The organism is Microbacterium sorbitolivorans (genome assembly GCF_003327285.1).
Classification (GTDB): Bacteria; Actinomycetota; Actinomycetes; order Actinomycetales; family Microbacteriaceae; genus Microbacterium; species Microbacterium sorbitolivorans.
Map to the genome: position 1 here is coordinate 472,810 of NZ_KZ848473.1, position 22,434 is coordinate 495,243.

Consider the following 22,434-nt stretch of genomic DNA (forward strand, 5'->3'; position numbering starts at 1 on the left):
CCCGCAACCGACCATAGGAAGGCACCTCATGGCCATCGAAGAGACCCTCGTTCTCGTCAAGCCCGACGGCGTTAAGCGTCAGCTCACGGGCGAGATCCTCTCGCGCATCGAGCGCAAGGGATACGAGATCGTCGACATCCGTAAGTTCACCCCGGAGCGCGAGCTCCTCGCCGCTCACTACGCCGAGCACGAGGGCAAGCCCTTCTACGAGCCTCTCGTCGAGTTCATGCTCTCGGGCGACGTCGTCGCCGTGCGCGTCGCGGGCAACCGCGTCATTGAGGGCTTCCGCTCGCTCGCGGGCACGACCGACCCGACGACCGCCGCGCCCGGCACGATCCGTGGCGACCTCGGCCGCGACTGGGGCCTGCAGGTTCAGCAGAACCTCGTGCACGGCTCCGACTCGGTCGAGTCGGCGCAGCGCGAGCTCGGCCTCTGGTTCGGCTGATACCGCAGACAGAAATGACCCCACGCCAACCGGCGTGGGGTCATTTTGCTGTGTGGTGGGCTGTGGCTTAGCCGAGCTGCAGAACGTCGTAGAAGATCCAGTCGAGGATCGGCAGCTGGATCATCGCGATGACGGCGATGATGAGGAACGCCGCCGTCACGATGAGCGGGAGCCACGACATGAGCGTGTTGGCGATGCGCTTCATCTTCTCGCCGAGCGGGATCGCGCCGATCCGCACGCTGTGGAGCACGACCGCGAAGAACGAGGGGATCGTGACGGCCCACGTCACCATGCACCAGGGGCAGAGGGTGCCGAGCTTGAAGATGCTCTGGTAAATGAGCCAGCACACGAAGCCGAAGGCGAAGGTGTGACCGGCGGTGTACAGGATCCAGAACCACTTGCCGAAGCGGGCGCCGGCGAGGATCGCCATGCCGACGACGAGCGGCGCCGTCCAGCAGATGAGGCCGAGGACGGGGTTCGGGAAGCCGAAGACGGAGCCTTGGGCCGAGTTGAGGTTGACGGTGCACTGCACGATCGGGCTGATGTCGCAGCTGGCGGCGTGGGTGCCGTTCGGGTCGGCGATGGTCGCCTCGAGCGCGTCAAACTTCTCGATCGTCAGCTGGAACGCCGCGATGAGTCCGACGACACCGGCGATCACGAGCCAGATAGCGAGCGCCGTGGGGCGTTTGGTGGTCTGGGAGGGCATATCCATAGTTTCGCACCGAGATGTTAGGTGTGACGCGCCCGAGTCTGTCAGATAAGCCAGAAACACGTGATGAGCCACGGAAGTGCGATAATGGCCGGAGAAGACTTCGGAGCAATGGCTGCTCCGCGCGGTCGGCGTCGGGTACGACGCGATCGCAGAATGATGAGACGTTGTCGCGCGACGCGCAGTGCAACACGAACGTAACGGGCACGGCCCGTGCAGGGAGTTCGCAAGAAATGGCTGAAGAGACGAGTAACCAGACGGAGTCGCCGGACGAGGCTGCGGCCGTCGAAGAGATGACGCAGGCCACGGACGAGGCCGACGAGTCGTCGACAGATGAGGCCGCCGAGGCCGCAAACGATGAGAAGAGCACCGAGATCCCCACGGCCGTGAGCCTGGGCCTGATCGAGGAGAACTTCGTGTCGCGTGTGTCGACCGCGCTGAAGTTCCACGCGCCCGACGTCAGCCTGTTCCCGCCCCTTCCGTTCTTCGAGGCATCGCACTCGGACGACGAGGGCGAGAGCGAGACGGGTAACCGCTCGTCGCGTCGCCGTCGTCGTCGCCCCTCGGCGAGCGACGAGGAGCGCCACGAGCCACGCCAGCGCGTCGTCGAGGTCATCACCGAGCCGCAGCGCATCAAGGGCTCGACGCGCCTCGAGGCGAAGAAGCAGCGCCGCCGTGACGGCCGCGACGCGGGCCGACGCCGCAGCGTCGTGACCGAGGCCGAGTTCCTCGCGCGCCGCGAGGCCGTCGACCGCCAGATGATCGTGCGCTCGAAGCAGGGCCGCACCCAGATCGGCGTGCTGGAAGACGGCGTGCTCGTCGAGCACTACGTCGCCCGCGCGCAGGAGGCGTCGCTGATCGGCAACGTCTACCATGGCCGCGTGCAGAACGTGCTGCCCTCGATGGAGGCCGCCTTCGTCGACATCGGCCGCGGCCGCAACGCGGTGCTCTACTCGGGCGAGGTCGACTGGGACGCCGTCGAGACGGGCAACCAGCCCCGCCGCATCGAGCTCGCGCTCAAGCAGGGCGACAAGGTTCTCGTGCAGGTCACGAAGGATCCGGTCGGCCACAAGGGCGCCCGCCTGACGAGCCAGATCTCGCTCCCCGGCCGCTACCTCGTGTACGTGCCCGGCGGATCCATGAACGGCATCTCCCGCAAGCTGCCGGACACCGAGCGCGCGCGCCTCAAGAAGATCCTGAAGAAGATCCTCCCCGAGCACGCCGGCGTCATCGTCCGCACGGCCGCCGAGGGTGCGACGGAGGAGCAGCTCACGCGCGACGTGCAGCACCTCGCGCAGCAGTGGGAGCACATCCAGAAGCAGGTCGAGAAGGGCAACGCGCCCGCGATGCTGCACTCGGAGCCCGACCTGCTCGTCAAGATCGTCCGCGACGTCTTCAACGAAGACTTCCAGAAGATGATCATCCAGGGCGGCGAGTCGTACGACACGATCACGCGCTACCTCGAATCGGTCGCGCCCGACCTGCTCGAGCGCGTCGAGAAGTACGAGGGCGACAACGACCCCTTCGACGAGTTCCGCATCACGGAGCAGATCGAGAAGGCGCTCGACCGCAAGGCCTGGCTGCCGTCGGGCGGTTCGCTCGTCATCGACCGCACCGAGGCCATGACGGTCATCGACGTCAACACGGGTAAGTTCGTCGGATCCGGCGGAAACCTCGAAGAGACCGTCACGAAGAACAACCTGGAGGCCGCGGAGGAGATCGTCCGCCAGCTGCGCCTGCGCGACATCGGCGGCATCATCGTCGTCGACTTCATCGACATGGTGCTCGAGTCGAACCGCGACCTCGTGCTGCGCCGCCTCATCGAGTGCCTGAGCCGCGACCGCACGAAGCACCAGGTCGCCGAGGTCACCTCGCTCGGCCTCGTGCAGATGACCCGCAAGAAGATCGGCCTCGGCCTGCTCGAGACGTTCAGCGAGCCCTGCGAGGTCTGCGCCGGCCGCGGCGTGGTCGTGCACCACGACCCCGTCATGAAGCACCGTCAGACGGCGCCCGCGAAGCGCACGCGTGGCGGCGCCGCGAACAAGCCCCGCCAGAACAACGCCCCGGCGAAGCCCGAGCCCGCCCCGGAGAAACCCGACACGTCGGCGCACGTCAACACCGCGGGCGCCAAGTCGGCCCTCGCGAAGATCGCCGCCTCGACGCTCGAGCACCACGACGAGCCGGCTCCCGTCGTTCCGGCCGTGGCGCCGCGATCGCTCGACCAGCTGGCCGGCGTGCTGCCGGAGGGTCCGCGTGGCGGCGCCCAGGCCGAGCCCGAGGAGCGCCCGCGCAAGCCGCGCCGCCGCCGCGCGAGCGACGCGGGCGGATCCACCACCTCCTCGACGACGCAGAGCGCCGCGAACGACCCGACCGACCTGCTCGCGTCGGTGCTGAACGCGCTGCCCGAGCCGAAGGCCCCGGGTCAGGGCCGCTCGCGCCGCCGCGTGACCACCGCCGCCCTGACGGGCACGGCCGTGAACGTGGCCCCGGTCGCCTCGGACGACAAGTAAGTAACGCTAGCGGGATCGCCCCGGGCCGCCCTCGTGGCGCCCGGGGCGATCTTTCGCCCGCACGCGCAACCCCGACGCGATGAGGGCGCGCGTGAGCTCACCGCTCGACACGCGCGTGGCGCCCGCCGCGACGAGCTCGTCGATCATCTCTTCGGGAACGTCGTAGTGATCGAGGTCGAAGGCGCGGGGCGGCACGCCGGCGTGGTCGGCAAAGGCGTGGAGCTCGGCGAGGCTCTCGTCGCTGACGAGGTGCGACCAGAGGCGTCCGTGCGCGGGCCACAGGGGAGTGTCGACGAGGATGGTCATGTCTGTCAGCATATTCTCGACGAATTCACGCGACGCGCCGCCCCAATTGATTGGGCCATCGCGCCGGATGTCAGGTAAAGTATCTCTTTGGCGCGTCTCCATGTCGTGCGCTCACCCACTGGCGGCACGACACACACCATACTTTGGGGAAGCGCCACGCACCTCCAGTGCGTAAAGGATCGTGGACGGCTCTGTTCCCTCGGAGCTCGATACGCCAAGGTTTCCCGTGAGATTCGGATGTCCAGTAGGGCATCCCCAATGAAACAGGTATCAACGTGGTTTACGCAGTTGTTCGCGCCGGTGGCCGGCAGGAGAAGGTCGAGGTTGGCTCGATCATTACGCTCGACCGTGTCCAGGCCGCCGAGGGTGAGTCGATCGAGCTGCCCGCCGTTCTCTTCGTCGACGGCGCTGCTGTGACGACCGACGCCGAGGCTCTCGCCAAGGTCAAGGTCACGGCCGAGGTTCTGAACGACCTTCGCGGTCCGAAGATCGTCATCCAGAAGTACAAGAACAAGACCGGTTACAAGAAGCGCCAGGGTCACCGTCAGGACCTGACCCGCGTCAAGATCACCGGCATCAAGTAATTCGCGAGAAGAGGCTAAGAGATGGCACATAAGAAGGGCGCAAGCTCCACCCGTAACGGTCGTGACTCGAACGCGCAGCGCCTCGGCGTGAAGCGCTTCGGCGGCCAGGAAGTCAACGCCGGCGAGATCCTCGTCCGCCAGCGTGGCACCCACTTCCACCCCGGCGCCAACGTTGGCCGCGGTGGCGACGACACGCTGTTCGCTCTTGCAGCGGGCGCTGTCGAGTTCGGTTCCAAGGGCGGCCGCAAGGTCGTCAACGTGGTGGCCGCCGCCGAGTAATTCTCGCGGACACTTCGCTTGGAACGGGGGCGGGCTGAAGCCCGCCCCCGTTTCGCGTTATCTCGAATCTTTCACTGAAGAGGCACCATGGTCACGTTCGTCGATGAAGTCACGCTCCACCTGAAGGCGGGAAGCGGCGGCAATGGCTGCGTTTCCGTGCGCCGCGAGAAGTTCAAGCCGCTCGCCGGCCCCGACGGCGGAAACGGCGGTGACGGCGGCGACATCGTTCTCGTTTCCGACCCCCAGACGACGACGCTGCTCGCGTACCACTTTTCGCAGCACCGCAAGTCGGAAAACGGCGGCTTCGGCATGGGCGACATGCGTCACGGCCACAAGGGCCAGACCATGGAGCTGCCCGTGCCCGTGGGCACCGTGATCAAGGATCCGTCGGGCGAGGTACTCGCCGACTTCAGCGAGCCCGGCATGCGCTTCATCGTCGCGCCGGGCGGTCAGGGCGGCCTGGGTAACGCCGCGCTCGCGTCGCAGAAGCGCAAGGCACCCGGATTCGCCCTGCTCGGCACCGAGGGCTGGGAGGGTGACGTCGTCCTCGAGCTCAAGACGCTCGCCGACGTCGCGCTCGTGGGTTACCCGTCGGCCGGCAAGTCGAGCCTCATCGCCGCGATCTCGGCCGCGCGCCCGAAGATCGCCGACTATCCCTTCACGACCCTTCACCCGAACCTGGGCGTCGTGCAGGCCGGCGACGTGCGTTACACCGTCGCCGATGTGCCGGGCCTCATCGAGGGCGCGAGCGAGGGACGTGGCCTGGGCCTCGAGTTCCTGCGCCACATCGAGCGTTGCACCGCGCTCGTGCACGTGCTCGACTGCGCCACGCTCGAGCCGGGCCGCGACCCGCTGAGCGACCTCGAGGTGATCCGCGCCGAGCTCGCGAACTACGAGGTTCCCGAGGGCCAGGTGCCGCTTCTCGAGCGCCCGCAGATCGTCGTGCTCAACAAGATCGACGTGCCCGAGGCCGAGGAGCTCGCGGAGTTCGTGCGCGCCGACATCGAGGCGCTCGGCTACCGCGTGTTCGAGGTCTCGACCGTTGCGCGCCGCGGCCTGCGCGAGCTGACCTACGCCCTCGGCGAGATCGTCGAGCATCAACGCGTGACCTCGCCCGTCGAGGCCCCAGCCGAACGCGTGATTATCCGCCCCAAGGGCTCGGAGAAGGACTTCACGATCGTCAAGGAGGGCGGCTCGTACGGCACGTTCTTCCGCATCCGCGGCGAGAAGCCGGAGCGCTGGGTCAAGCAGACCGACTTCAACAACGAAGAGGCCGTGGGCTACCTCGCCGACCGCTTCGAGAAGATCGGCGTCGAGGACGCCCTGTACCGCGCAGGCGCGACGCCGGGCGCGACCGTCGTCGTCGGCGACGAAGACATGGTGTTCGACTGGGATCCGTCGCTGACGTCGGTCGCCGAGCTCACGCAGGCGCCCCGCGGCACGGATCCGCGACTCGAGGGCAACCGCAGGCGCACGACCACCGAGCGCCGCGACGCATACAAGGCGCGCCAGGACGCCCGCACGATCGAGCGCGCCCTCGAGGAGGAGCGCCGCCTCGCTCGCCAGGACGACGATGGCGAGGAGTACCTGGGAGCAGGCGAATGACCGCCTACTCGCGCGGCGAGATTGCGACCGCCAAGCGGATCGTCGTCAAGGTCGGCTCGTCGTCGATCAGCGGCGACTCGACGTGGCGGATCGACCCGCTGGTCGACGCCCTCGCCGCCGCGCGTGCGCGCGGGCAGGAGGTCATCCTCGTGTCGTCGGGCGCTATCGCGACCGCCCTCTCGCTCATCGACTTCGGTGAGACGCGCCCCAACGACCTCGCGTCGCAGCAGGCCGCCGCGGCCGTGGGCCAGAACGTGCTCATGTGGCGCTGGCAGTCGAGCCTCGACCGACACCGCATCCTCGCCGGTCAGGTGCTCGTCACGCTGAGCGACATGCAGAACGACACGCCGCGCCAGAACGCGCGCCGCGCGATCGACCGCATGCTGGCGCTCGGGGTCCTCCCGATCGTGAACGAGAACGACACCGTCGCGACGCACGAGATTCGCTTCGGCGATAACGACCGCCTCTCGGCCCTCGTCGCGCACCTCATGAAGGCCGACGCGCTCGTGCTGCTGAGCGACATCACGGCGCTCTACACGGCGCCGCCAGACCGCCCCGACTCGCGCCCGATCGACACGATCGCGGCCGGCGACGACCTCTCGCGCTTCGAGTTCGGTGGCAAGGTCGTCAACAGCGTCGGAACCGGGGGAGCGGCCACGAAGGCGACCGCGGCCCGTCTGGCGCAGGATAATGGGATCGGTGCGCTCGTGACGAGCGCGGACAACATCGGCGCCGCCCTCGCGGGCGAACACGTCGGTACGTGGTTCGCGCCGGCCCCGAGCGCCGAGCCCCGCACGGACGTGCTGTCCGTGATTCTTCACGACGAGGAGTGACCATGACGGCTTCAGTGATCGAGGAGCGCTTCCGCGCCGCCAAGCAGGCATCGCGACACGTTGCACGCCTGACGAGCGCGCAGAAGGCCGAGGCGCTCGTCGCGATCGCTGACGCCCTCGAGGCGCAGAGCGAGCGGATCATCGCCGCCAACGCCGAGGACCTCCAGCGCGGGCGCGACAACAACATCGGCGACTCGCTGCTCGACCGCCTCGCGCTCGACGCCGCGCGCGTCTCCGCGCTCGCGGACGCGACGCGCGAGGTCGCCTCGCTCCCGGATCCGGTGGGCGAGATCGTGCGCGGCTCGAGGCTCGCGAACGGGGTGCGCCTCGAGCAGATCCGCGTGCCGTTCGGCGTTGTCGGCGCGATCTACGAGGCGCGCCCGAACGTGACCGTCGACATCGCGGCGCTCGCGCTGCGATCGGGCAACGCGTCGGTGCTCCGCGGCGGCAGCGCCGCGCTCAGCTCGAACATGGTGCTCGTCGACGTGATGCGCGAGGCCCTCGCGGGCATCGGCATCGATCGCGACGCGATCCAGACCGTCGACGACTTCGGCCGCGACGGCGCCAACGCGCTCATGACGGGTCGGGGCTTCATCGACGTGCTCGTGCCCCGCGGATCCGCGGCGCTGATCGAGACGGTCGTGACGACCTCGACCGTGCCGGTCATCGAGACCGGTGCCGGCAACGTGCACGTCGTGCTCGACTCGACGGCGCCCGACGACTGGGCGCGCGACATCACGGTCAACTCGAAGACGCACCGCCCGAGCGTCTGCAACTCGGCCGAGAGCGTGCTGATCCTGCGCGACGCGGCCGAGCGGCTCGTGCCGCTCGTCGGATCCGCGCTGCAGGACGCGGGCGTCACGATCCACGGCGACGAGACGGTGCGCGGCCTGCTGGGCGGCGTCGTCGAGGCGACGGAGGAGGACTGGGAGACCGAGTACCTCACGCTCGACATCGCCATGAAGGTCGTTGACACGCTCGATGAGGCGATGGATCACATCGCCCGCTACAGCACGCACCACACCGAGACGATCGTCACGACCGACGTGCGCAACGCCGAGCGCTTCCTCTCCGAGGTCGACTCCGCGGCCGTCTACGTGAACACGTCGACGCGCTTCACCGACGGCGGCGAGTACGGTTTCGGCGCCGAGGTGGGCATCTCGACGCAGAAACTCCACGCCCGCGGGCCGATGGGACTGCCCGAACTCACGAGCACGAAGTGGGTCGGCAGGGGCGCTGGGCAGGTTCGTCGCTAACAGGCTTCACCAGCGCCACAGGATAAGCTGGATCCACACACGTTTTTCCTCTGAACGGAGTCAGGATGCACATCGCTTCCTCCATCGTTACCGTCGCTTCTGAGAGCGTCAACCACACGGAGCTCGCGCTCCAGACGCTGCCCTACGGCCTCGTCGCCGTGGCTGTCTTCGGCATCCTCGCGCTCATCACGGCGTCGTACTCGAACGTCGCGCACCGTCACGCGCCCGCGAAGAAGCACGACGACGAGAACCAGCACTGAGGTCTGGCCTGTGACCTCGTCGCCCAAAGCACCGCGCATCGGAGTGATGGGCGGTACCTTCGATCCCATCCATCACGGCCACCTGGTGGCCGCGAGCGAGGTGGCGGCGAGCTTTGATCTCGACGAGGTCATCTTCGTGCCGACGGGTCAGCCGTGGCACAAGTCCGAGGTCTCGGCGGCCAATCACCGGTACGAGATGACCGTCATCGCGACGGCATCGAACCCGCGGTTCACGGTGAGTCGCGTCGATATCGACCGCGAGGGCCTGACCTACACGGTCGACACGCTCCGCGATCTGAAGAAGCAGCGGCCCGACGCCACGCTGTTCTTCATCACGGGTGCCGATGCCGTCGCGCAGATCCTCGGCTGGCGCGATCACGACGAGCTGTGGGATCTGGCCTACTTCGTGGCGGTGTCCCGCCCGGGCCACGTTCTCGACACACACGAGCTGCCGAGCGGCAAGATCCGCCAGCTCGAGATCCCGGCGCTTGCGATCTCGTCGACCGATTGCCGAGAGCGCGTCGAACATGGCAAACCCGTCTGGTACCTGGTGCCAGACGGCGTCGTTCAGTACATTGCGAAACATCATCTTTATCGGAGCAGGGCATGAGCACACCTGACGAGCAGACAGGGCGTCCGCTGACGCGGCGCGAGCTTCGCGAGCTTCGGGCCAAGGGCGCCGCCCCCGCAGGCAACGCGGCCGAGGCGGGGGAGCCCGCCGAGCAGGAGCCGGTCGCGGATCCATCGCCCGTTGCGGATCCCGCACCGGAGGCGACCCCGGATCCGGAGCCCGCGCCCGTTGAGCCGCCCGCGCCCGCGCCGGTCGAGCAGGCCGCGCCCGCGCACCCGCCGCTGACGCGCAAGGAGATGCGTCAGCTGCGCACCAACGAGGTGCCCGTCGTGGGCGCCGAGCCCGATGCCGCCGACCAGCCGCTCACGCAGCCCGATTCGCCAGTCAGCACGACGGTGTTCGAGATGCCGCGTCTCGACCCGGCCTTCGGTGCCGGAATGGGCACCGCGGCGACCCGCGAGAACGCCAGCTTCGACGCTCTCATGGAGCAGAGCCCGACGACGTCGCCGAGCTCGATCCTCATGACCAGCTCGCACCGTCTTCCGGCCGGTGTCGGATCCACGGGTGCCGCCCACGGCACCACCGACGGCCGCGACATTGACGCGGTTCTTCTCGACCGCGAGCTTCCGGCGGCCTCGTCGCCCACGCCGATCGCGGCGTCGAGTGCGATCTCGACGCAGAAGAGCGCCGCGGAGGTCCTGCGGCCGCCGTCGCCCGAAAAGGGTCGCAGCCTTCTTCTCGTCCTCGGCATCACGGCAGGTGCGCTCGGTATCGTTGCCGTCGGCACTCTCGCCACCCTCTACTTCACAGGAGTCTTCAACTAGTGCGTGATTCGTCTCTCGACATGCTTCAGACCGCGGTCAACGCGGCCGACAAGATGGGCGGTGAAGACTTCGTCGCGCTCGATGTTTCCGAGCCGATGCCGCTCGCTGACATCTTCTTCATCGTGACGGGTCGCTCCGAGCGCAACGTCGGCGCGATCTCCGACGAGATCGAGCGCGAGCTGCACAAGACGGGGCACAAGCTGCTTCGCCGCGAGGGCAAGGCCGGCGGTCGCTGGATCCTGTGCGACTTCGGTGACCTCGTCGTGCACGTCTTCCACGGTGAGGAGCGCGAGTACTACGCCCTCGAGCGCCTCTGGAAGGACTGCCCGACGGTTCCGTTCGAGATGCCGACACGCCCGTCTGTCGCGGGCGATTTCGCCTGATACGACTGGCTGTTGTAAGCTAAATGAGTTGCCTGCGAGGGCAACGCATCACAAATCGGGCCCATGGCGCAGCTGGTAGCGCACCTGCATGGCATGCAGGGGGTCGGGGGTTCGAGTCCCCCTGGGTCCACGATTTGGCTCTCCTGTTGGGGGAGCGAATCTGATTTGGGCCCATGGCGCAGCTGGTAGCGCACCTGCATGGCATGCAGGGGGTCGGGGGTTCGAGTCCCCCTGGGTCCACCATAAGAGTCTTACTAGAACCCTCGACCCCGTATATGCGGTTGAGAAGACTAAAAGTAAGCTCCGATTGCAACTCATTCCCGGGATCGCTAGAAATAGTGGTCCCGGTTTTGTTTTGCGCCGTGTGGCGCGCCAGCTCGGCCTGTGCGGCCTCCACCGCCTCTTCAAGGGGCAGCCCGTCGTTGTGGGCAGCAACGCCGCGTTGTGCGGCCAGGAGATCGCGAAGTGGCGTCTTGATGTCGTCACCGATGATGTCGTCGGCGATGACATAGACGTTGTTGAAGATGGCCTGGTTGAGTTCGCGGCGAATCTCATCTGTCGAGTTCAAGTAGAGCTCCTTGACATCAGTCAGGAGCTTCATCATGGCCTCGATGTAGGACTTACCTGCCAACAGGTCGGCGGTTGCCGTGTTGAGTTGGTCTTGGAGTTTTTCGCGGTCCCGGGCAATCTCACGGAGCCGGATGCGGATGCGCTCCTGCGGGAGAGTGCCGTCTGCGGCAAGGTCGATGAGGTTATCTTCCTTAGCCTTGAGAGACTCGAGGTTGGCGGTCAGTTGCTGACGGCGCAGTGCTTCGGTTTCATGCTGGTCGTTGATACTCTCGGTGAGCACGTTCCCGACGCCGTCGATGAACTCTTCGCTGAGTTGGATGGTCCCGTAGTGCGCTTCGAGCGCCGCTTCGATGTTCGTGACGCTGACATACGGGGCATCGCACGTGCCGTCCTGGACTCCGCGGCAGAAGAAGTACCAGTACTCTTCCCCGTGGCGATTGACGGAGCGCTGCTGGATGAGGCGTCGGTTCACTCCACGCTCGACACGGCAGTGGCCGCACCAGAGCGTCCCTTTGAGGTAGTGCGTATGGACACGGTGGCGCTCGCGCGCCGAGGTGCGCGTCTTCAGAACTGCTTGGACTTCTTCGAAGAGGTCTTCGTCGATGATCGGCTCGTGGCGACCAGGCAGGTACTCGCCTTGATACTTGACCTCACCGAGGTAGTAGCGGTCTCGGAACATCGACTGGAGTTTGCTGTCGGAGATGGGGCCCGCGGGGCGGCGCTGCGTGGGACGCGTTGTGAGACCGCGCTCAGTGAGCTCGTCGGCGATGTCCTGGACGGACATCTTGTTCTCGGCGAACAGCTTGAAGGCGAGCTGAACGAACGGAGCGCGTTCGGGGTCGACCTTCACCGTGTTGACTTTGCGGCCTTCGATGTTCTCGGTGACGTTGAGGTAGCCGATCGGCGCACGCCCGAGGGTGCCGCCGTTTTTCGCTTTCTGGCCCATCTTGTAGGCGATATCGGCACCGTCTTCACGCGAGCGGTACTCATTGAAGGCAGCGAGGATGCCGTGCATGAGTTGGCCGACCGGGGTCGCGTCGACGGACTCAGTTGCGGAGATTAGGGAGACGCCCTGCTTTTGTAGGTCTGCCATGACAAGGGCGTCATCGACGCGGTTACGCGCGAAGCGGGAGAGCTTGTGCACGATCACGTAATCGACATCGCGCTGGGCACGGATGCGTGCCAGCATCTGCTGGAAGGAGATTCGCTTCGTCATCTCGGTACCGGAACGGCCAGGCTCGATGTATTCCGCGATGACGTTTAGGCCCAGCTGCTGAGCCTTTTTCTCACAGGCGATGCGCTGCGCGGGGATCGAGATGCCTTCAGGGTCATAATCGGTGTTCACCTGCCCCTTAGACGAGACACGCAGATAGATGACAGCGCGGGTGCCCTTAGGCGCGGTTGCCGTAAGGATCTCGTCCGTTGTGACCTCCTTCAGCACGCTCGGTTCGTAGTCGAGCGTGGACTCAGTGCGCATCATCTGCACAGGCGGCAGCGGTGGCGGTGCGCTGGTGAAGGCGCTTGGCAGCGTCGCTTGGTTGGGATTGTATTCGTCCATTTGGGTCCTCCTTTTAGGTAGTGGCCTTCGGATTGACGCTCTTTTCGGCCTCGAAGTCCAGCCCCGAGGGGCGCTTCGGGGCTGGTTCAGGGGCGCTTCGCGGGGGTGGCGTCGTGACGCGGTTTATACATCAGGGGGAGTGCTCGACATGGAGGCGTGCGCCGCTCTTCCCTACTTCTGGAAGACGTATGTGTAGCCCTTGTGATCTGCGAAGTCGTAGCGTTCAGTCATGTGGTCTTCGACGCAGGAAAGGAGAACTTCGACGATCCCGTAGGCCAGATCGTGCTTTTCCATCAGAGCCTCGAGATCAGCTTCGAGCGCGGGCACTCCAGCGAGATCGTTGATCGCGGCTTTGAAACTGTCGTAGCGGCCGACGAAGCAACCATGGAACGCCTCCATGATGTCTTCTGCTCCCGCGCTCACATCTGGGAGAGCGAGGAAGGCCTGCAGGGCTTCATCCTCGGGAAGTTGGAGATCCGCGAGCTGCCCACTGACGTCGTCTTCGTCCCCACTGTCCCAGGTGCCAGGGACGTTGATGAGAAAGCGCTCGTCCCCGAGAGGAATTTGGGTGCGGACGAGGAGCTGGCCGAGCTTCGGTGCCATGTGCGGGTTCATGAAGCGGCGGCCCGTACCGATCCCTTCACGCTGGATCAGGTAAGTGCCGAACCAGTCGATGAGCTCCTTAGCGACCGGCGTCGCACGCGGATCCTTGTACAGCTCGAGGTAGGCGTCACGGAGCGACAGGTAGTACCCTTCACCGGTTTCGGCAAACTCAGTCAGCGGCCCCTCGTTGCCAAGGCCACGCCCGAGGACATGGGCGATGTGGCGCGCTGCCTCATCACCGATATCAGTGTGCTTCTCGAGCGCGTAAGCGATGCCATCAGCGATCGGTTCCGCATGGCGTTCGAGCGCAACCTCGAGACGACGGAAATCTGCCCGATCGCTCAGACGTTCGTCGCGGCTACGCTCGACAGCGCTCGCCGCAGTGGTTTCGTGTTCGTTCATGGTTAGGCTCCTTTCTTTACGTTGAAGAAGATGTGGCGGCCGAGGGCATCGACCCAGCACTCCTGCTCGAGGGGGACACAGAGGCTGTTAAGTTCGTCGAGCATGGCTTGGGCGTTGAAGCCGATGCCATTGGCGAAGGCGTAGAGGGCGGTACCGGGGCCATCGTGGAGGCTCGCAGCGATGAGGCGCGCGAGGGTCTCGGAGCGGGCTTCGGGGTCCATGGCGAGGCCGAGCTGGATGAGCTGAGCGGCGCTCTCGGATTCATCGGGTGCGGCGATGCGGGTGCGTGTTGACGTGGTCATTATGTGTTCCTCCTTTCGGGAGAAGGGTTAGATGGTGGGCGCCGGGTACGGCGCAAGATGCGCGAGCGTCTGGTCTGGCGTGATGGTCCAGAACAAGCCGGCGTCGAGGCGAGCGTCGCCGGCGATAGCGTCGCGGATCTTGATGGCGCGGGTGGCGTCAGGCACGATCCAGATGACGGCCGGGAAGACACCGCGGCGCTGCTGCTCGATACCGGTGTCGTGATACCGCTGGTACACGAGGCACTTGCGGATGATCTTGGGCAGGTGCTCTGTGGCGCGGTCGACTTCGACGAACGAGTGCGTCTCGGTTGAGGGGTCTGCCGTGACGGCGAGGAGATCCGGCTTGAGGGAGATCTGTTCGCCGCCTGCTCCGGTGAAGGGGCGCCAGCATTCGGGTTCCGGTTCGAGTTCGAGCAGGTCGAAGTGACGGGCGCTCGATCGTTCCAGGAGAAGCACTGCGACGTCGGCGACGGCGAGGGTGTGCGCGAGGAAGGTGCGGCTCGGTTCGAGGTAGCGGCGGCGAGTCGTGTCGCCGCTTCGGGCACGGAGGTAGCGGTCGCCGGCGGGGCCGAGCTGCCAGACGGTGAGGGCGGAGCCGTGCTTGACGCCACCGATGCGGCGCTGGAGACGGACGATCGCGCCTCGGGTTTCAAGGCGCCCGAGTACTCGGGTGGTGGCACGGGTGGCGCCCGGGACTGAGGTGTGGCTGCCGAAGGGGGTGGCGGCGAAGTGGAGGCGCTGGAGGTGCCTCGTGGTCAGGAGCCGGTAGCGCTGCAGGTCTTCGAGGATGCGCACGTCACGGTCAGTGAGGTGGCCGTCGAGCGACGCATGAGGGCTGCGAGTGTCAGGGGTCATAGGGGCCTCCTTTCGTGGGGCATCAGGAGGAGGAGCACGTCGGCTAAAGGGCGTGCAGTCCGTTCCTGTTTGCAGAGGGTGTGGCTGGTCGGTGGGGTCTACGGCGGAAGGTGTTCGTCGTGACACGACCGGTGACCAGACGGGTGAAGCGAATGCTTCGACCTCTGGGGTGGTGCGTGGGATCTGGTGGCGGCGGTCATGTTCGCCTCGCCTTCTGATGCGCACGACGAGCCGGGGAAGCTACGGGAGCAGCCGCCGGTGCGCTTGTAGCTGTAGCCGTTGTTTCGGCGGCGATGGACGTCGGCTGGGTACTCGTTTCAGTAAGGGTTTCGGCGACCTCTGGTGCCTCTGGCTCAGGCACTGCGGGTGTGATCTCGACGGGTTGGAGTGAGCCAAAGAGGGATCGGCTCATCGCGCGAATCTGGTTGCCGTGGCCGAGGATGGGCGCGGGTGGCAGGGCTTTCGCTGAGCACCAGGCGGTGGGTCCGCCTCCCGCGATGAGGCGGGTGTAGATGTGATGACGCGGGAGCGCTTCGAAATCGCTACTTGTAAGCGCTGGAGCGAGCTTTGCCATGTCTCTGGCATCGTCTGCTTCGAGAGCGAACGCGACCTTCGAGCGGGCGTTAGCGTCGAAGCCGGAACGCATCGTGGCCGGAAGCTGCTCTCGGAACTGGTGCGCGACATGCAGACCGACACCGTACGAGCGGAAGACGCTCATGGCATCGCCCACTGGAGTCGGGAGGTGCAGGTAGTTCTGCACTTCGTCGATGAAAATCATGCCCGGGCGATTCATCGGGTTGCGCTCGGCGGCACGCTCGGTCGTGGCGAGGAAGAGTTCTGCGACGATGAGACTTCCGAGGAGCTGAGCGGCACCTGCTCCGAGAAGTGCCTCGTTGAGTGGTACGAGCAGGGTCTTGCGTTCGCGGAAGATGTCGCGGAGGCGGAACCGTGGTTGGGACTGTCCGAGCACCCGCACGAGGGGCTTGCGCATCACGATCTTGCGGAGCTTATTGAGGGGCGACGCGATCATCGCGGCTCGCTGCGCAGGGCGCATGTCCTCGTACTCTGCCCAGAACGCGGCAAGCGTCGTGTCGTCAGCGACGGCGCCGATCACCGGGCGGCGAAAGGCAGTATCCGTAAGGAGCCGCGGCAGATCGATGAGCGTATACGGCTCACTGCGTACCTGGCCTGCCCTCGCGAGTGAGAGTAATGCGCCCTGGATGAGGTACTCGGTGCGGGGTCCCCAGCCGTTCTTGAAGACGGCGGCGAGCACCGCGAGGATGCCGTCGACGACGATGTCCGGGTCACGGTCACCGACGTCCAGCGGGTTGAAGCCGACGGGTGCGTCTTCGTCGGTGGCGTCGAGGACGACGATGCGCTCTGCTGCCTCGAGGGGAGAGGTCGCGAGGATCCGATCGATGAGCTGCGCCTTCGGTTCGATAACGCAGCAGGCGCGTCCTGCGGTGGTGTCCGAGAGGATCAGATGCTCGAGCAGCGTGGACTTGCCGGAACCGGTCGGGCCGATCACGACCATGTGCTGCAGACGACTCTGCGGGTCGATACCGATCGGACGCTCCGGGCCAGGCGCTGTGCCGACGGCGAAGACAGATTCAGTGCGGGAGACGATCTCCGGCACGGGCAGGAGCCGCGGGTGCAGTGCCTGTACACCGGGGTACTCGTCTTCGCCCAGCGGCCAGGCCAGAAGAGGCACAAGGTCTCGGGTGCTGACGAGCATGCCAGGGCCAGGTGCGTGCCGACCGCTATCCCAGCGAGCAGGAGTATCGCGGCCGAGGGAAAAACGGACGCCAGGGCTTTCGAGCTGCTCGAGCGCGCCGAACACCTCCCAGGTGAGCGCCTTCTGGCGCTTAGGCATATCTGCGGTGACGCCGATACGGAGGGTGACGTCGAGACGGGCTTCACCGGCGTGCTCGTCGAAGCGGCGCTTGAGCGATGCCGGAGCGTCGCGGTGGCCTTCGAAGATGCGCGACCCGAGGGATTGGAAGGGGTCGGCGGTGCGGGCCGAGTACTGCTGCGGGCGCCGTGCACGACCGATCACGAGCTGCACGCCGACGACTTCCTGGCCGTTGCGGGCGGCGAAGGCCTGGTAGAGGGCCTGGATGACGGTCTCGGGGGAGAGACTGGCGAGCGGGAGGCCTCCGGGGCGGGCAGTAACCCGGCTGACAGAGGCCACGTGGGGCCGTGTAGCGGGCTCGAACTGGGAACCGGGCGCATGGGCCAGGAGGAGCCGGTTCAGGCGCGGTTCGGCCGACGGGGCCGTCCCGACGTGGGCGGTAACACCGTCCGCGTGGGCGGCAACTTCGAAGACGAGCGGGCGCGCCACGTCGCCACTAGCGAGGCGCGTAAACAGATCAGCGACCTGCTCGGCAGCGATGGGGCGCGCGAGGTGGATGCGTTGGAATGAGAGTGGTTCAGGCATTGGTCCCCTCCTCTGCTCCGGTATCGATGAGGTCTGCTTCTTTGGCCTGTGCGGTGCGGGCCTGAGCGAGGCCGGCGCGGACAACGATTCGGGCGATGTCGCTCGGCTGGAGCTGATAGTTCGGGTCGGAAAAGACCCAGATGTCACGTCCCTGTGCCTTGCGGTAGCGGCGCCGCTTCGTACGGCGTGGACGTGACGAAGAATGCTGAGTGCTCATGAGGGCACCTCCTTTCAATGAACGTTGATTTACGTCTCGGCCGCGACAGAAAGAGGAAGAACCCTCCAGTGCCGCCTTGTTATGAACTACTTGTGTCGATTTGTCAAGCGTTTTGGTGCGACGCTGACGCTGAATCAGCGCCGCACCAGAGGTGAAAGCGGTTGTACTTTCTATCGCCGACCCCACCAGTAGCGGTAGGCCCACGCCCCGGCACACAACATGAGCGCGATGCCGGCGATCAGCGCGAGCCATCCCCAGAACTGTGCGAGCAGTTCTAACGCGACGGCGAGGGCGATGATGCCTCCGAGGATGAGGAGGCAGGCGTGGAAGAAGCGCGTCACGATGGACGGAGGCTTGCTCTCGCTCACTGCCCCTCACCTCCTGCGGTGACGGCGGCTGCGGCCTGGCGGTGCTTGGCGTCGCTCGGCACCGGGTAGCCGGGGATGACGATGTCGGAGTCGATCTCGTTGCCCCAGACCGACCAGTCCGCGTGGCTGTTCGGGCGGCGGCGAGCGAAGAGCTCGAGGTACGGGCCGTCGAGGACACGCTCGATGACCGGGATCATCTCCTCGGGCTTGTGCGAGTGATCCTGGCGCGGGAACAGGAGCGTCGAGCGCTGCCCATGGAACTTGAACGGCGCCTTACCGCGCGTGCCGTGCAGAAGGATCTCGTGTGAGCCGCGGAACCAATTCCCGAGTCCCATGTAGTACTTATCCCAGACGGCATTCGTCTTGTAGGCGAAGCCCCACGCCTCCATGACCTCGAGGGCCTGGGGGAGCGCGGCATTCGTCGTCCAGAGCAGGAGTGTCGAGTTCTCGTCCATGAGGTCAGCGATGGGCATCTGCTTGATGCGGTCGATCGTCATGAGACGGTAATGACGCTCTGCGCCGCGAGCCTTCCCCTTCTGCTGAATGTCCCAGGGCGGATCGGCATAGACGACCTTGAACTTCTTCTGAGCCCCCGGCGTCGTGGGAGTGGGTGCAGTGGCGGTGGTGTTCATGAGCATCTCCTTTCTGGATTCGCCTGCTTTTTGGGCTCGGTGAATCACGTGACGACTGGTTATGACGGATCGGGACGAAGTCGTCAATCGTCCGCTCGGCTGTGTTGTGAATTCCGCAACAACCAGCCAGTGGTGCGGGGTGCGCCCGCCCCGCTTGCTTTCGTATGAAGCGGGCGCACGGTGACCTCGGTCAGCAGAGAACCGTTTCGATTCCTGCCGCGCGGAGCCTGTCCAAGAACTCATCGATCACGTCGACCGACTCGGCCGTGCGAATTGATGCGGGCAGGTACACGCGTTCGAAACACGCGAGCTTCGCGACGGTCGTGATCCGCAGGAGGACTTCAGCGAGCTTGTTCCAGCTCGGACACTCGACGGTGAAGAGTTCGCGGGTTGCCAGCTCGTGGTGCTCGCGGCGTGCACGAGCGATGACTTTTGCGCGCTGCTCTTCAACGGTGGTGCCGCCGAGCCAGTCCGGCGCCGCAGCGTCGACCTCCCAGCGATCCACGGCCCAGAGGAACGCGCACGGAACCAGCGCGCCCCCTTCGTTCGGTGTTGCATTGGTAGTCATGGCATTCCTCCTTTCAATGAGGTCTGGCAGCCATGGCGGCTGCCTATTCAGTTGTTGATTCCTCGCATGGTGCGAGGCCTGTTACCGGCGCTGGGGCGGTGAGGGCCCCAGCGCCAGAGGTTTGGGGGTGTTCCTGCCGCGACGATGACCATCGCGGCAGGAACGTGGGGACTCACGGATCGCAGAGAACGAGCCGCGTTCCACGCAGGTGAAGCATGAGGTGGAGCTTCATCGCGTCGTCGTCTGAGTCGTGCGTGAACACTTCCGCAGATGTGAGAAGAACGTCAGCCGGTAGTTCCTGCAGGACGTGGAGGATGGCGTCGAGGCGCTGTTCGGCGTCATCGACGTTGTCACTGATGATGTGCGAGATGTGGTGGAGAGGGACACCGTCGTGTTGAGCGCGTGCCATCGCCGCCGTTTCTTGCGCTTTCACCGTGTGACCGCCGAGCGCGTCGGGTGCGCGCGGGTCGTCGGCGCTCCGCATCCAGATGAGGGCCATGGCCGGCAGTCGCTCCTCCGTGTTGTGGGTGTTGTTCTTGTCGTTCATATGCCCTCCTTTCGTGGGGTCTGACAGCTGCTGGAGCTACCTATTCAGTTGTTGGTTCCTCGCGGTTTGCGAGGTCTGTGTCCGCCCCGTGCCTGCTTGGGCATGCGCTGGCACGGGGCGGAAGTCAATCCGCATGTCGCAGGCGTTGTGAGAACTACGACGCGCGGTTGGCCGGGCGCGGGCGGCGCGGGGCGCGCTTCGTCGTCATCTTCGGGCGGTGGACGCCGAGGCGTCCGGCCGTCAGGGACTGGAAGAGCGCCGCGCTGGCGAGACCCGTGGGGCTGTCACTCGCCATCCGCGTCACCGTGACGTTCGGCAGGAGCCCGAGGCGCACATCCGGGTCAGCGTTGAGCACGACCGCGTGGATCGCACCCGGGAAGCGAGCCAGCTCCTCGTAGGTCTGACCCAGGTTCGGATCGGTGAGTTCGAAGTCCGAGAAGATCGTCAGACGGATCGGCTGCTCCGGAAGACTCCGGGCGAGTTTCGCCGCAGCCTGCAGCACCGGCAGGAGCGTGCTGGAGCCCACGACACCGCTCGGCTCTTTGAGAGCGTCGAGGATCTTCGTCAGGCCTGCCTTCTTATGGAAGGGGTGCGGGCCGACGAGGGCCACTTCGGGGTGGTCGAAGTGGCCGACCGCGATCTGCGCGTTGTCGGCGTGCGTCCACCGAGCGAGGTGCTCGATGACCGCGCGGGCTTCGGCGTAGCGGTTCCCGACGGGGTCGTTGCCGCCTTCAACACGCAGCGACCAGGAGTCGTCGAAGAGGAGGATGTCCGTCGCGGGGGTGCGGCTTTCCATGCCGGGGAAGCCGAGGCGGACTTCCTGCGTGTGGCTCGGGGCGTCGCCCTGGAGGTCGGGGCTGATGATTCCAGAGGGCTGAAGGATGGGGGTCATGCTGCTTTCTCCTCTTCTCGACGAGCGGTCTGCGCCGCGGTGAGCGGGCGCAGTGCGGACACGGCAGGTGTGGAGCCGTGGCCGGCGTGGCTGGGGTTTCGGCGGAGGATGCCCCATTTGAGCGCCCGGATGTGGGCGCTGGCGGCCTTGCCGCGGGCGGCGTGCTCGCGGGTCAGGCTGTCGGCCTCAGCGATGGACGCCGCATGGGTGCTGGCGCTGTCACTGGCGGCGAGCTTCTGGTGGGCGGCGACTGCCTTGTCGTAGTCGGCGTCCGCCTGATCGATGAGGTCTGCGACCTCGTCTGCTCCGGCATAGGACAGGAGGAAGGAGCCTCCCGCGATGGCCAGGGCGATGCCGCCGAAGATGAGGCCGATGAGCAGATCATCGACCGCCCCGCGCAGGGCCGCGATCCCGACACCGATCGTGCCGGCCGTGGCCGCGGCGACCGCGAGCATGTGCTTCAAGACCCCGCCCGTGTGGGGCGCGAACAGGTGGCGATACTCCTTGAGATCGTCGGTCTGATCGGGGGTGGCTTCGGCGCGCTGGCGGCGCTGTTCGCGGTCTCGGACATCGCTCCCGATGAGGCCGGCCGCGATGGTCGCGACCGCGGCACTGGCGGCGAGCGACAGCGCGATGGCGGGCATCTCGCCGAGCCAGATTGCTGCCGTCCCGAAGCCTGCGATGTCACCGAGCAGGAGGCCGCACTTCCCTGCCTGGTACCAGCGCTTAGCCTTGCTCGGGCGGCGGCGGTACGGATCGAGGAACTGATGGGTGCGGCGCGCCCTGGTCAGCGCATCATCGATACGCGCACGGTGCGCAGTCACGATGTAGGCCTCTTCGGCCGCTCCGAGAGAGACACGAGCGGCCTCATGACGGGCATCGCGCGCAGCTGTCTCACCGGCCGCGTCCCAGAGGGATGTCTGTTCTGCTTCGAGGTCGTCGTATTCGCGCTCGACCCAGAGCTTCCCGATTCCTTCGGGGCGGACGATGATCTTCGCCTGCTCACCGTGCGGGATCATGATGTCGGCGGCCGTGTCTTCGGCGGCGCCGGAGATCTCGAGCGGACTGATCCGCGGGAGATCGTTACGGGTGGCCATGATCGTCGTCACCGTCCATCCGTGACGACCGTGCAGCTGAGCGCACCGGTGCTCTGGCAGATCTGCTCCCAGAACGCCGTGACGTTCGCGATGGTCTCCGAAGACTGCTCGACCAGCGTGTGCTGCCCGATGCCATAGACCGAGAGCGACATAGCCGACAGATCCGGAACCGTCTGGGCATCCGCGAGAGCACGCGCCTCATCGGGGCTGGCAGCACCCGCCGGGTCGACCCCGATATTGGTGTTGCCATCGGTATAGAGGGCGGCATGGATCTCGCCTGCCGGATGTTGGGCAGCGGCCTGCTCGAAGAGCGTCAGCATGCCGAGCACGTCCGTGCCGACACCGGCGATCTCCATACGGGCGGAGTCGTAGTGCTTCGAGATCTCGCCCATCGCCTCGTCTGCGAGCTTGTTCGCTTTGCGACGCTTCGCGTTCTCCGTCGGAGCCTCGACAGCGAGCGTGCCGTCGTAGAGGGACGCGGTAGTGCCGGTGGAGGACGCGAAGGCGAAGACCTTTACGTACCCCTCGCACTGAGCGGCGTGGCGGACGGCGCGGTCGACCAGCTCGAGGGAGCTGTCCTTGGCGGCTTCGGCCTGGGTGGAGCTGGTGATATCGAGCGCGTGGATCTCGGTGAGGCCGCCGTCCGGGCAGACCTGCTCGGGGGAGGAGCTGGCCTTACCAGCGGGCGTGGTACAGGCCGCGAGCGAGAACGCTGCGGTGGTGAGGATGGCCGTGCCGAGGGCAGCACGGACTACGGTAGTGGGAGCCATGACGGTTCTCCTTCGTGTTCTTGGATGAGTGCGGGGTGGAGCGTGGTGGCT

The 22,434-nt window shown here is 66.1% G+C and carries 25 protein-coding genes, 2 tRNA genes and 1 pseudogene; 13 read left to right on the top strand and 15 right to left on the bottom strand.

Annotated elements, in window-relative coordinates:
- The first annotated feature begins 28 nt into the window (after nucleotides 1–28).
- Complete coding sequence (gene ndk, locus DTO57_RS02430; protein ID WP_114116621.1) at nucleotides 29–445, top strand: nucleoside-diphosphate kinase; 417 nt, start codon at nucleotides 29–31, stop codon at nucleotides 443–445.
- Between the two features lie 67 nt (nucleotides 446–512).
- Here the strand turns inward: ndk and DTO57_RS02435 are convergent, their stop codons facing one another.
- Nucleotides 513–1,151 carry a vitamin K epoxide reductase family protein gene (locus DTO57_RS02435; RefSeq protein ID WP_114117255.1) on the bottom strand — a complete coding sequence of 213 codons (639 nt, stop codon included), beginning with the start codon at nucleotides 1,149–1,151 and terminating at the stop codon, nucleotides 513–515.
- A 236-nt stretch (nucleotides 1,152–1,387) separates the two neighbouring features.
- Here DTO57_RS02435 and DTO57_RS02440 point away from each other — a divergent pair, with 236 nt between their 5' ends.
- Entirely contained in the window at nucleotides 1,388–3,664 is a 2,277-nt protein-coding gene (locus tag DTO57_RS02440) for an Rne/Rng family ribonuclease (RefSeq protein WP_114116622.1), read from the top strand.
- A gap of 6 nt (nucleotides 3,665–3,670) precedes the next feature.
- Here DTO57_RS02440 and DTO57_RS02445 read toward each other — a convergent pair whose 3' ends face one another.
- Nucleotides 3,671–3,970 carry a DUF4031 domain-containing protein gene (locus DTO57_RS02445; RefSeq protein WP_114117256.1) on the bottom strand — a complete coding sequence of 100 codons (300 nt, stop codon included), beginning with the start codon at nucleotides 3,968–3,970 and terminating at the stop codon, nucleotides 3,671–3,673.
- Nucleotides 3,971–4,245: 275 nt separating this feature from the next.
- Between DTO57_RS02445 and rplU the strand changes: the two genes are divergently transcribed.
- The 11 genes from rplU to DTO57_RS02505 all read left to right on the top strand — a co-directional run bounded on the left by rplU (nucleotide 4,246) and on the right by DTO57_RS02505 (nucleotide 10,808).
- Nucleotides 4,246–4,554 carry a 50S ribosomal protein L21 gene (gene rplU / locus DTO57_RS02450; RefSeq protein WP_114116623.1) on the top strand — a complete coding sequence of 103 codons (309 nt, stop codon included), beginning with the start codon at nucleotides 4,246–4,248 and terminating at the stop codon, nucleotides 4,552–4,554.
- Nucleotides 4,555–4,575: 21 nt separating this feature from the next.
- Nucleotides 4,576–4,833, top strand: coding sequence for a 50S ribosomal protein L27 (gene rpmA / locus DTO57_RS02455; protein WP_114116624.1), 258 nt, complete (start codon nucleotides 4,576–4,578; stop codon nucleotides 4,831–4,833).
- Between the two features lie 87 nt (nucleotides 4,834–4,920).
- Nucleotides 4,921–6,438, top strand: a complete 1,518-nt coding sequence (obgE, locus tag DTO57_RS02460; RefSeq protein WP_114116625.1) for a GTPase ObgE — start codon at nucleotides 4,921–4,923, stop codon at nucleotides 6,436–6,438.
- Nucleotides 6,435–7,271, top strand: a complete 837-nt coding sequence (gene proB / locus DTO57_RS02465; RefSeq protein ID WP_114116626.1) for a glutamate 5-kinase — start codon at nucleotides 6,435–6,437, stop codon at nucleotides 7,269–7,271. Before obgE ends, proB begins: the two co-directional genes overlap by 4 nt.
- Nucleotides 7,272–7,273: 2 nt before the next feature.
- On the top strand, nucleotides 7,274–8,527 hold the full coding sequence (locus tag DTO57_RS02470) for a glutamate-5-semialdehyde dehydrogenase (RefSeq protein WP_187346581.1): 1,254 nt from the start codon (nucleotides 7,274–7,276) through the stop codon (nucleotides 8,525–8,527).
- A 65-nt stretch (nucleotides 8,528–8,592) separates the two neighbouring features.
- Nucleotides 8,593–8,787 carry a hypothetical protein gene (locus DTO57_RS02475; RefSeq protein ID WP_114116628.1) on the top strand — a complete coding sequence of 65 codons (195 nt, stop codon included), beginning with the start codon at nucleotides 8,593–8,595 and terminating at the stop codon, nucleotides 8,785–8,787.
- Between the two features lie 10 nt (nucleotides 8,788–8,797).
- The gene (nadD, locus tag DTO57_RS02480; RefSeq protein WP_268235360.1) at nucleotides 8,798–9,397 is read left to right on the top strand and encodes a nicotinate-nucleotide adenylyltransferase; all 600 of its coding nucleotides are present in this window, start codon (nucleotides 8,798–8,800) and stop codon (nucleotides 9,395–9,397) included.
- A complete protein-coding gene (locus DTO57_RS02490; RefSeq protein WP_162785625.1) occupies nucleotides 9,394–10,182 on the top strand; it encodes a hypothetical protein in 789 nt (262 codons plus the stop codon). The genes nadD and DTO57_RS02490 overlap by 4 nt, the downstream gene beginning before the upstream one ends.
- Nucleotides 10,183–10,202: 20 nt before the next feature.
- A complete protein-coding gene (gene rsfS, locus DTO57_RS02495) occupies nucleotides 10,203–10,565 on the top strand; it encodes a ribosome silencing factor (protein WP_114117257.1) in 363 nt (120 codons plus the stop codon).
- 57 nt (nucleotides 10,566–10,622) lie between these two features.
- Nucleotides 10,623–10,695, top strand: a tRNA-Ala gene (locus DTO57_RS02500).
- Between the two features lie 37 nt (nucleotides 10,696–10,732).
- Nucleotides 10,733–10,808: transfer RNA gene (locus DTO57_RS02505), tRNA-Ala, on the top strand.
- A gap of 943 nt (nucleotides 10,809–11,751) precedes the next feature.
- Here DTO57_RS02505 and DTO57_RS14840 read toward each other — a convergent pair.
- From DTO57_RS14840 to DTO57_RS02570, 13 genes and pseudogenes are all read right to left on the bottom strand, one after another.
- Nucleotides 11,752–12,693: pseudogene (locus tag DTO57_RS14840) on the bottom strand (recombinase family protein); the annotation flags it as partial.
- 171 nt (nucleotides 12,694–12,864) lie between these two features.
- Nucleotides 12,865–13,698 carry a hypothetical protein gene (locus DTO57_RS02515; RefSeq protein ID WP_114116631.1) on the bottom strand — a complete coding sequence of 278 codons (834 nt, stop codon included), beginning with the start codon at nucleotides 13,696–13,698 and terminating at the stop codon, nucleotides 12,865–12,867.
- A 2-nt stretch (nucleotides 13,699–13,700) separates the two neighbouring features.
- Entirely contained in the window at nucleotides 13,701–14,000 is a 300-nt protein-coding gene (locus DTO57_RS02520) for a hypothetical protein (protein ID WP_114116632.1), read from the bottom strand.
- 27 nt (nucleotides 14,001–14,027) lie between these two features.
- Nucleotides 14,028–14,855, bottom strand: a complete 828-nt coding sequence (locus DTO57_RS02525) for a replication-relaxation family protein (protein ID WP_114116633.1) — start codon at nucleotides 14,853–14,855, stop codon at nucleotides 14,028–14,030.
- Between the two features lie 196 nt (nucleotides 14,856–15,051).
- Nucleotides 15,052–17,292, bottom strand: coding sequence for a type IV secretory system conjugative DNA transfer family protein (locus DTO57_RS14285; RefSeq protein ID WP_162785626.1), 2,241 nt, complete (start codon nucleotides 17,290–17,292; stop codon nucleotides 15,052–15,054).
- The gene (locus DTO57_RS14290; protein WP_162785627.1) at nucleotides 17,285–17,509 is read right to left on the bottom strand and encodes a hypothetical protein; all 225 of its coding nucleotides are present in this window, start codon (nucleotides 17,507–17,509) and stop codon (nucleotides 17,285–17,287) included. Before DTO57_RS14290 ends, DTO57_RS14285 begins: the two co-directional genes overlap by 8 nt.
- Before the next feature lie 170 nt (nucleotides 17,510–17,679).
- Nucleotides 17,680–17,877, bottom strand: a complete 198-nt coding sequence (locus DTO57_RS02540) for a hypothetical protein (protein WP_114116636.1) — start codon at nucleotides 17,875–17,877, stop codon at nucleotides 17,680–17,682.
- On the bottom strand, nucleotides 17,874–18,509 hold the full coding sequence (locus tag DTO57_RS02545; protein WP_114116637.1) for an MT-A70 family methyltransferase: 636 nt from the start codon (nucleotides 18,507–18,509) through the stop codon (nucleotides 17,874–17,876). The genes DTO57_RS02540 and DTO57_RS02545 overlap by 4 nt, the downstream gene beginning before the upstream one ends.
- Nucleotides 18,510–18,699: 190 nt before the next feature.
- A complete protein-coding gene (locus tag DTO57_RS02550) occupies nucleotides 18,700–19,077 on the bottom strand; it encodes a hypothetical protein (RefSeq protein ID WP_114116638.1) in 378 nt (125 codons plus the stop codon).
- A gap of 172 nt (nucleotides 19,078–19,249) precedes the next feature.
- Complete coding sequence (locus tag DTO57_RS02555; protein WP_114116639.1) at nucleotides 19,250–19,624, bottom strand: hypothetical protein; 375 nt, start codon at nucleotides 19,622–19,624, stop codon at nucleotides 19,250–19,252.
- Between the two features lie 154 nt (nucleotides 19,625–19,778).
- Nucleotides 19,779–20,516 (bottom strand): VWA domain-containing protein, encoded by a 738-nt coding sequence (locus DTO57_RS02560; RefSeq protein WP_114116640.1) that lies wholly within the window; start codon nucleotides 20,514–20,516, stop codon nucleotides 19,779–19,781.
- Nucleotides 20,513–21,625 (bottom strand): hypothetical protein, encoded by a 1,113-nt coding sequence (locus tag DTO57_RS02565; RefSeq protein WP_114116641.1) that lies wholly within the window; start codon nucleotides 21,623–21,625, stop codon nucleotides 20,513–20,515. Before DTO57_RS02565 ends, DTO57_RS02560 begins: the two co-directional genes overlap by 4 nt.
- Nucleotides 21,622–22,383 carry a hypothetical protein gene (locus DTO57_RS02570; protein ID WP_114116642.1) on the bottom strand — a complete coding sequence of 254 codons (762 nt, stop codon included), beginning with the start codon at nucleotides 22,381–22,383 and terminating at the stop codon, nucleotides 21,622–21,624. Before DTO57_RS02570 ends, DTO57_RS02565 begins: the two co-directional genes overlap by 4 nt.
- Nucleotides 22,384–22,434: the final 51 nt, after the last annotated feature.

What these genes read in the sequence shown, in the direction of transcription:
- ndk (WP_114116621.1), top strand. Translation starts at nt 29, where the DNA reads ATGGCCATCGAAGAGACCCTCGTTCTCGTCAAGCCCGACGGCGTTAAG.
- DTO57_RS02435 (WP_114117255.1), bottom strand. Translation starts at nt 1,151, where the DNA reads ATGCCCTCCCAGACCACCAAACGCCCCACGGCGCTCGCTATCTGGCTC.
- DTO57_RS02440 (WP_114116622.1), top strand. Translation starts at nt 1,388, where the DNA reads ATGGCTGAAGAGACGAGTAACCAGACGGAGTCGCCGGACGAGGCTGCG.
- DTO57_RS02445 (WP_114117256.1), bottom strand. Translation starts at nt 3,970, where the DNA reads ATGACCATCCTCGTCGACACTCCCCTGTGGCCCGCGCACGGACGCCTC.
- rpmA (WP_114116624.1), top strand. Translation starts at nt 4,576, where the DNA reads ATGGCACATAAGAAGGGCGCAAGCTCCACCCGTAACGGTCGTGACTCG.
- obgE (WP_114116625.1), top strand. Translation starts at nt 4,921, where the DNA reads ATGGTCACGTTCGTCGATGAAGTCACGCTCCACCTGAAGGCGGGAAGC.
- proB (WP_114116626.1), top strand. Translation starts at nt 6,435, where the DNA reads ATGACCGCCTACTCGCGCGGCGAGATTGCGACCGCCAAGCGGATCGTC.
- DTO57_RS02470 (WP_187346581.1), top strand. Translation starts at nt 7,274, where the DNA reads ATGACGGCTTCAGTGATCGAGGAGCGCTTCCGCGCCGCCAAGCAGGCA.
- DTO57_RS02475 (WP_114116628.1), top strand. Translation starts at nt 8,593, where the DNA reads ATGCACATCGCTTCCTCCATCGTTACCGTCGCTTCTGAGAGCGTCAAC.
- DTO57_RS02490 (WP_162785625.1), top strand. Translation starts at nt 9,394, where the DNA reads ATGAGCACACCTGACGAGCAGACAGGGCGTCCGCTGACGCGGCGCGAG.
- rsfS (WP_114117257.1), top strand. Translation starts at nt 10,203, where the DNA reads ATGCTTCAGACCGCGGTCAACGCGGCCGACAAGATGGGCGGTGAAGAC.
- DTO57_RS02515 (WP_114116631.1), bottom strand. Translation starts at nt 13,698, where the DNA reads ATGAACGAACACGAAACCACTGCGGCGAGCGCTGTCGAGCGTAGCCGC.
- DTO57_RS02520 (WP_114116632.1), bottom strand. Translation starts at nt 14,000, where the DNA reads ATGACCACGTCAACACGCACCCGCATCGCCGCACCCGATGAATCCGAG.
- DTO57_RS02525 (WP_114116633.1), bottom strand. Translation starts at nt 14,855, where the DNA reads ATGACCCCTGACACTCGCAGCCCTCATGCGTCGCTCGACGGCCACCTC.
- DTO57_RS14285 (WP_162785626.1), bottom strand. Translation starts at nt 17,292, where the DNA reads ATGCCTGAACCACTCTCATTCCAACGCATCCACCTCGCGCGCCCCATC.
- DTO57_RS14290 (WP_162785627.1), bottom strand. Translation starts at nt 17,509, where the DNA reads ATGAGCACTCAGCATTCTTCGTCACGTCCACGCCGTACGAAGCGGCGC.
- DTO57_RS02545 (WP_114116637.1), bottom strand. Translation starts at nt 18,509, where the DNA reads ATGAACACCACCGCCACTGCACCCACTCCCACGACGCCGGGGGCTCAG.
- DTO57_RS02550 (WP_114116638.1), bottom strand. Translation starts at nt 19,077, where the DNA reads ATGACTACCAATGCAACACCGAACGAAGGGGGCGCGCTGGTTCCGTGC.
- DTO57_RS02555 (WP_114116639.1), bottom strand. Translation starts at nt 19,624, where the DNA reads ATGAACGACAAGAACAACACCCACAACACGGAGGAGCGACTGCCGGCC.
- DTO57_RS02560 (WP_114116640.1), bottom strand. Translation starts at nt 20,516, where the DNA reads ATGACCCCCATCCTTCAGCCCTCTGGAATCATCAGCCCCGACCTCCAG.
- DTO57_RS02570 (WP_114116642.1), bottom strand. Translation starts at nt 22,383, where the DNA reads ATGGCTCCCACTACCGTAGTCCGTGCTGCCCTCGGCACGGCCATCCTC.